The sequence below is a fragment of the Lachnoclostridium sp. genome, from assembly GCF_031997925.1.
Lineage (GTDB): Bacteria > Bacillota > Clostridia > Lachnospirales > Lachnospiraceae > Lachnoclostridium.
The window spans coordinates 53,313-59,927 of record NZ_DAMADT010000025.1 but is presented as its reverse complement, the minus strand read 5'-3'; the positions used below and the strand labels follow the sequence as shown (position 1 = coordinate 59,927).

Below are 6,615 nucleotides of genomic sequence, written 5' to 3'. Positions count from 1 at the left end.
CATCAGATAAAGATACGATTAGCTTTGCACGTTTGTTACCGGAATCCGCCAAAATTTTCATCCTGTTCTTGTTTACTGAAACAACTGCCATCTCAGCACCGGCAAAAAATGCATTAACTAATGTTAAAAGAATAAGAATGCTTATTTGAAGCATAATATTACCCGCGTCGGGGTCAGGGTCTGATTCCATAAAATCCTCCTAAATAAATATTTTTGGGATATATTATACTACATGATGTAAATACAAGGAATAGAAATCTTTTGACAAAATTTCCAAATTCTCATCTTACACCTTAGATAATTCTTTTTCTTATTACATTAGTTAAAATTGCTGAGAATAGAAATTTTATGAGCGAAAAAATTTATTACCTATACTTTTCACTCATTATAATTATCCAGCTGTGCTAAGATTAGTATTACTAGTTTTAAAAGAATTATTATGGCATATCGTTGCTTTGAATATGTTCAAAGTTACCCCTTTATCAAAATCCTCTTTTGATACATTATGTAATGAATATAGCATTATTTATATCATACCATCCATTTTATTAACCATCAATATCCAATTATTAATTTACATTGTACTACAAAAAAGGATGAGAGCTAAGCCTCATCCTTTTTTAACTATCACTTTATTTTTTAAGCATTTACTTTCATAAGCCCAAGAGTTACATCCTCACCATTTAAGTTCCACTCTTTGCTAAAGCCCTGAGCTTCTCCATAAACCACATCATCTGCAAGAACGATAGAAGAGATTTCAGCAACATTTTTCTTCACAATTGCTTCTACCTTTTCATTGCCCTTTACAGATACTACAATATGATCCATTACTTCGAATCCAGCATCTTTACGCATAGTCTGAATCTTACTGATAACTTCACGAACAAATCCTTCTTCAATTAACTCCTTCGTAAGGTTCGTATCAAGAACTACAGTAATACCATAGTCACTATCTGTTACATACCCTTCCATCTGAGCTGCATCAATTAAAAGGTCATCCTTTTCAAGAACTTCTTCTGTACCATCTAAAGTAATTGTTAGAGTTCCCTTCTCATTTAATTCATCCATTGCTTCGTTACCATTTAAAGAGGATAATACTTCTTTTAATGCATTTAACTTACTTCCAAAACGGCGACCAAGAGTCTTAAGCTGTGGCTTGAAAGTATAAGAAGTAAAGTTACGAACATCGGAAGTAAACACTACATTCTTCACATTCAATTCATCTTCAATAATTTCCTTATAGAAGTCAGACATTCCTTCTACTACGCTGCCATCGTTTGCTTCATGCGTTAACTCTGCTTTTACATACATCTTAGCAATTGGCTGTCTTTGCTTAATGTTTGCTGTATTTCTACATGCACGGCCAAGAACTACGATCTCAAGAACCGCTTCCATATCTGCCTCAAGCTTAGTATCGATTAACTTCGCATCCCATGTTGGGAAATCACAGAGATGAACACTTAATGGTGCATTCTTATCAATACTTCCTACAAGGTTACGGTAGATATCTTCTGCCATGAATGGAACCATAGGCGCAGAAGCCTTTGCAATCGTTACTAATGCTGTATATAACGTCATGTAAGCATTAATCTTATCCTGCTCCATTCCCTTTGCCCAGAAACGTTCACGACCACGTCTTACATACCAGTTACTTAACTCATCTACGAACTCCTGAAGTGCTCTAGCAGTCTCAGGGATCTTATAAGCAGCAAGGTTTTCATCTACAGTCTTAACCACTGTGTTTAACTTGCTAAGTAACCATTTATCCATAACTGGAAGTTTATCATAATCTAAAGTATATTTGGTTGCGTCAAATTGATCAATATTTGCATAAAGTACGAAGAATGCATAGGTATTCCATAAAGTACCCATAAACTTACGCTGTCCTTCTACTACTGCTTTTCCGTGGAAACGGTTTGGTAACCAAGGGGCAGAGTTAATATAGAAGTACCAACGAATCGCATCTGCACCATATTCTGATAACGCATCAAATGGATCCACTGCATTTCCTTTGGACTTACTCATCTTCTGGCCATTCTCATCTTGTACGTGTCCAAGAACGATAACGTTCTTATATGGAGCTTTATCAAAGATAAGAGTTGATATTGCAAGTAAGGAGTAGAACCAACCTCTCGTCTGGTCAACAGCCTCAGAGATAAAATCTGCTGGGAACTGTGCTTCAAACTTCTCTTTATTTTCAAATGGATAATGATGCTGTGCAAATGGCATTGCACCAGAATCATACCAACAGTCAATCACTTCAGGTACACGATGCATTTCCTTTCCACAATCAGGACAGGTAATCGTTACATTATCAATGTATGGTCTATGAAGCTCAATATCATCTGGACAATTCTTAGACATAGACTTTAATTCTTCGATGCTTCCAATTGAATGCATCTTGCCACAATCACAAGTCCAAACATTTAATGGAGTTCCCCAGTAACGGTTACGGCTGATACCCCAATCCTGAAGGTTCTCTAACCAGTCACCGAAACGTCCTTTACCAATGGTCTCAGGAATCCAGTTAATTGTATTATTGTTTGCAATCATCTTGTCTTTCACTGCTGTCATCTTGATAAACCAGGACTCTCTTGCATAGTAGATAAGTGGTGTATCACATCTCCAGCAGAATGGATAACTATGCTCAAATTTAAGAACCTTAAATAATTGCTTTGTTTCTCCTAATTTCTTAAGGATTCCTTCGTCACTCTTCTTACAGAACAGTCCTACAAAATCAGTCACTTCTTCCTTCATCTGGCCTTTTTCATCTACTAATTGTACGAAAGGTAATTCATAACGATTACCTACATTCGCATCGTCTGCACCAAAAGCTGGAGCAATATGAACGATACCAGTACCATCCGTTAATGTAACATAGTCAGCGCAAGTTACATAATAAGCCTTCTTGCCATTAACATTGTCACGGTTTGCTTTTTCATTTCTAGTTCCATCCACATTGTTATAAGCGTACTCAAATAGTGGATCGTATTTCATATACTCAAGATCAGATCCTTTGTAACGCTCAACTACTTTATAATCTCCTTCAATAACGGAACATAATGCATCTGCTAAGATATAGTATTCTACACCAACTGCAGTATTTTCCTCAGTGATCTCTTCCTCACCCTTAGGGCTCTTTACAACATTACCCTTTGCATTCACTGAAACTTCTACTTTCACATAGTCTTCCTTTGGATTTACACAAAGTGCTACGTTAGATGGAAGTGTCCAAGGTGTTGTTGTCCATGCTAAGAAATACTCATTTGCAGAATCCATTACTTTAAATTTAGCGATAACGGATTTCTCTTTTACATCCTTATATCCTTGCGCTACCTCGTGAGAAGCAAGTGGTGTTCCACATCGTGGACAATAAGGCACAATTTTATAGCCTTTGTATAATAACCCTTTATCCCAGATTTGTTTTAAGGACCACCATACGGATTCAATATATTCATTGTGGTAAGTTACATATGGATCATCCATATCTGCCCAGAAACCAACGGTACCAGAGAAATCTTCCCACATTCCTTTGTATTTCCAAACACTTTCCTTACACTTTGTAATAAATGGCTCTAAACCATATTGTTCAATCTGCTCTTTACCATTTAACTCAAGAAGTTTTTCAACTTCAAGCTCTACTGGAAGACCATGAGTATCCCATCCAGCCTTTCTTGGAACCATACAACCCTTCATAGTACGGTATCTTGGAATCATATCCTTAATAACACGAGTTAATACGTGTCCAATGTGTGGTTTACCGTTTGCTGTTGGAGGTCCATCATAAAATGTAAATGTCTCTCCTTCTTTTCTGGAATCAATACTCTTCTCAAAGATTTCATTCTCTTTCCAGAACTTCAATACTTCTTTTTCTCTGTCAACAAAATTCAGGTTGGTTGATACCTTTTCGTACATGATTCATCTTCCTTTCTTATCTCTTCTATTGTTTCCTTATTTAATCGTTCGCAGTCAGTATTCGTAATCTAAAGTTCAAAAATAGATATGTCTTCGGTTTTTCTCTCCATGAATTAAAAAAAGCTCCCATCCAAAACAGGATGAGAGCGGGAATGCTTCATTATACCACCTATTTCACGTACGCAGACTAAGTCTGTTATACATTATCTATATAACGGTAGAACCCGACAACACCTACTAACTACGTTTCAATGTTGCAACTGATAAAGTGATTTTCAGAAATTCCCTACTCCTACTGCACTCACACTCTCTGCAGCTCGCTGTGATTTTTAAGAATTCTTACTCTCTTCGTCAACGTCTTTACATATACTATTTTATTCTATCGCTTTATCAACTACTACGACAGATGTTATTTTTTCTTTATCTTAGTATAGATTCCGTGCTTTGTCAACATCAAATTCTGATTGCCAACTTCTTCAAAGCATAAATAACACTAAGTTGAGCACATTATCCATGAGGTGATTAATATGATACCATTTTTATCGCAAACAGATGTTTATGGTGTACAAGTAATACCCGCAATATTATTTTTAGATAACTCAATGGATAATTATCTGAACAGGTTAAACTCCAGTGAATATGAAGCCGTTATGCGTATGAAAGATACGTTTCAATCTCGTGATGATGTAGAACGTTTCGTAAACGGTCTTCGGGGCTAATTCATTCTGGTCACCTACACCCCTTCTGCTTGTTCCGTCCATTTTGATAACTTTCTCCTTTGTCTATTCAAACTTAAGGGACAAGCAGACAGGATTAGTAACTATACATCATATATAGGCTATTTCGTTTGATCTTCACGTTCGTCCATTGCTTCATATGCCCTACGATCATGAACACTACGATAAGCGGGACGGATAATTTTTTCTGCACTAACAAGTTCCTCTAAGCGGTGAGCACTCCATCCAACAATTCTTGCTACAGCAAACATTGGAGTATATAATTCTAAAGCAGAAGACGGCATCCGAGATACAAATCCGCTATAGAAATCGACGTTCGCATTAACGCCTTTATAAATCTTTCGCTCTTCTCCAATTAATTTTGGCGCAAGTCTTTCTACAATCGTATATAATTCAAATTCTTTTTCTTGCCCTTTTTCCACTGCAAGTTTCCCTACGAAATTCTTAAAAATATCAGCTCTTGGATCCGAAATAGAATAAACTGAATGGCCAATACCATAAATAAGGCCGGAACGATCAAATTCTTCTTTTCTGAGGATCCTTAGTAGATAAGCCGCAATTGCTTCTTCATCTTTCCAATCACCAATCTTACCCTTTAAGTCATCAAACATTTGCATAACTTTGATATTCGCACCACCATGTCTCGGCCCTTTTAAGGACGCTAATGCCGCTGCCATAACAGAATAAGTATCAGTTCCAGAAGATGTAACAACACGTGTAGTAAAAGAGGAGTTATTACCACCGCCATGCTCCATATGAAGTACTAAAGCTAAATCGAGTACCGCTGCTTCAAAAGGGGTGAATTGTTTATCTGGACGTAACATATATAGGATATTTTCTGCCATCGAAAACTCTTCTTTTGGCGGATGAATATGAAGACTATTCCCAATACTATGGTTATATGCATTGTAGCTATACACAGCCAGCATTGGAAATTGACTTATGAGATTGAGACATTGTCTCATTACATTAGGAATTGAGGTATTCTCTGCCTCTGCATCATAAGAATAGATGGTTAGAATGCTTTTTGCGAGCGATATCATAATATCTTTGCTAGGTGCTTTCATAATAACATCGCGACAGAAATTATGAGGCAATGACCTTCTTTGCCCTAGTTCCACTTTAAATTCATCTAATTGCTCTTTGGTAGGTAATTCTCCAAATAATAATAGATATGTAATCTCTTCAAATCCATATCTACCTTCGGATAAGAAACCATCCGTTAATTCCCTGACATCATAACCACGATAAAAAAGTCTACCATCACATGGTACCTCTTCTCCATTCACAATATCTTTTGCATGCACTTCCGAAATATTCGTAAGCCCGGCGAGGACTCCCTTTCCGTTAAGATCTCTTAGGCCACGCTTCACATCATACTGACGGTATAATTCTGCCGGGACCTTATCCCTGCTCGTACATATGGCAGATAACTTCTTTACCTGTGGGGTGACTTGAAAAATAACATCTTTCATCCAATACCTCCTTTTCGGCTTATGCCCAAGATGATTAACACAGTTAACTAATTTTTAGTTAACACAAGTATTACTTATTTTTTTTTAGTTGTCAATCATTTTTCTCCAACTTTAAGAAATTATTAGAAACATAATTCTACAATTCTATGCATAGTTATAAGATGTTTTCATGAACTACTGTAATATATTATATCTTATGGTATACACTGGAATATCGTGTTGAATCAATTTATATCGTTATTACAAACAAAAAGACCGATAGTGTTAGTGCATAAATATGCGACTATCCTATCAGTCTATCTTATTCCATCGACGATACTTCCAGATCATCTTCTAATATGTTTCCCAACTTTTGAAGAGATTCAACCATTTGTGTTATTTCATCTTTTCCCATTCGTCTTCCTATTCTTAAAAACAACTTTTGAAAAACATCTTGCTCCCTTAAGAGTGCTTGTTTTCCCAATGCCGTTAGTTCGAGATAGTAAATT

The 6,615-nt window shown here is 36.4% G+C and carries 5 protein-coding genes; 1 reads left to right on the top strand and 4 read right to left on the bottom strand.

Annotated elements, in window-relative coordinates; translation table 11 throughout:
* Together RTP52_RS14955 and ileS are read right to left on the bottom strand one after the other, a co-directional pair.
* Positions 1 to 190: CNNM domain-containing protein (locus tag RTP52_RS14955; protein ID WP_312372237.1), on the bottom strand; the 190-nt coding region annotated here is incomplete at its 3' end.
* Between the two features lie 449 nt (positions 191 to 639).
* A complete protein-coding gene (gene ileS, locus RTP52_RS14950; RefSeq protein ID WP_312372236.1) occupies positions 640 to 3,915 on the bottom strand; it encodes an isoleucine--tRNA ligase in 3,276 nt (1,091 codons plus the stop codon).
* 527 nt (positions 3,916 to 4,442) lie between these two features.
* Between ileS and RTP52_RS14945 the strand changes: the two genes are divergently transcribed.
* The gene (locus tag RTP52_RS14945) at positions 4,443 to 4,634 is read left to right on the top strand and encodes a hypothetical protein (protein ID WP_312372235.1); all 192 of its coding nucleotides are present in this window, start codon (positions 4,443 to 4,445) and stop codon (positions 4,632 to 4,634) included.
* Positions 4,635 to 4,753: 119 nt separating this feature from the next.
* Here RTP52_RS14945 and RTP52_RS14940 read toward each other — a convergent pair whose 3' ends face one another.
* Both RTP52_RS14940 and RTP52_RS14935 read right to left on the bottom strand, forming a co-directional pair.
* Positions 4,754 to 6,127, bottom strand: coding sequence for a citrate/2-methylcitrate synthase (locus tag RTP52_RS14940; RefSeq protein WP_312372234.1), 1,374 nt, complete (start codon positions 6,125 to 6,127; stop codon positions 4,754 to 4,756).
* A 301-nt stretch (positions 6,128 to 6,428) separates the two neighbouring features.
* The coding region (locus RTP52_RS14935; protein WP_312372233.1) for a hypothetical protein at positions 6,429 to 6,615 on the bottom strand (187 nt) is incomplete at its 5' end.